Here is a 1,120-nt window from a genome sequence, read left to right on the forward strand (position 1 = left end):
CAGCTTAGGTGCCGATTTAGGCGAGTTTTTACTCAAAAGAGCCAGAACTAGTGCAAAAAACGCTTTAGAATATGAAGCTGAGATAAGAAAAGCTGCTAAAAAAGAAGGTATTGAAGATGTAGATGGGTTGATTGATGACATAAAAAAAATAGCAGATGGTGGAGATAATCCAAATTTCTCAGTAATAAATAAAAAAATAAAAGATTATTGGACTAAATTTTTAACAAAAAAAGGAGTTAAAATTGAAATTGGTACTGAAGAAGCAAACAGAATATTAAATGTAAATTTTGCCGATGGGTTATTTGTAAGAAAAGGATATGATCCTGTTACTAATCAATTTAAAGAACAAATAATATATTTAAAAAGTAATCCTAGCACATCAGCTTTTTTAGAAGAAAGTTATCATGCCCTTCAAAGTATAGAAGGAGTAGAAAAGTATAAAGATGTTATTTATAAAGGTATTCATTATAAAAATATAGATTACTGGGAATTTTTGGCAAAGAAAAGAATTTTAGAAGAAGCTAAAAAAAATGGAATCTCATATGAAGAATATATTTTTGTTGAGAAACAATTATATGATGTGTTAAATAAAAAATATTAGAAATATGATTCGTACAATTAAAAATTTATCACAAGGTGAGAATTTCAATATTGAAATGAAAGTTACACCAATAAAAAAAGAAAATGAGACATTTGAATTTTCAAACTCTATGTTTTTATTAGAAAAAAATTTATTAAAAATTATGGATGCTAAAGAAAATATTTTACATCCAGATGCTATAATTTCAATTCGACCAAAAAAACTTGATAGAGTAAAAACTACAATTTCAAAAAAAAATCCATTTATATATAATATTAAAGGAGTATTTATTAATGAAGAAAAATTTATCCGATTGAAATTAGCGTCGGTTGAATACCTTTTAAAAAAAGGTGAGAAATATTTTGTTGAGTTAAACAATAATGATTTTACAAGCAATAGGGTATTTTTTATTTTATAACGAAATTAAACCACCCCCGGGTGGTTTATTTATAACCTCACCAACACAACAGGCCAGCCTGGGCAAAAGAACTCACAGAATTTAATTTTAGAACTTTGCAGCTTAGGTGCCGATTTAGGCGA

2 protein-coding genes are annotated in these 1,120 nt (G+C 26.9%); both read left to right on the plus strand.

Annotated elements, in window-relative coordinates:
- Window positions 1-601, plus strand: a 601-nt coding sequence (locus tag CHU92_RS15645; protein WP_165764537.1) for a hypothetical protein, incomplete at its 5' end; no start/stop codon positions are given.
- A gap of 4 nt (window positions 602-605) precedes the next feature.
- On the plus strand, window positions 606-998 hold the full coding sequence (locus tag CHU92_RS00095) for a hypothetical protein (RefSeq protein ID WP_094411391.1): 393 nt from the start codon (window positions 606-608) through the stop codon (window positions 996-998).
- Window positions 999-1,120: the final 122 nt, after the last annotated feature.

The sequence above is a fragment of the Flavobacterium cyanobacteriorum genome, from assembly GCF_002251835.1.
GTDB lineage: Bacteria > Bacteroidota > Bacteroidia > Flavobacteriales > Flavobacteriaceae > Flavobacterium > Flavobacterium cyanobacteriorum.

What these genes read in the sequence shown, in the direction of transcription:
- CHU92_RS00095 (WP_094411391.1), top strand. Translation starts at nt 606, where the DNA reads ATGATTCGTACAATTAAAAATTTATCACAAGGTGAGAATTTCAATATT.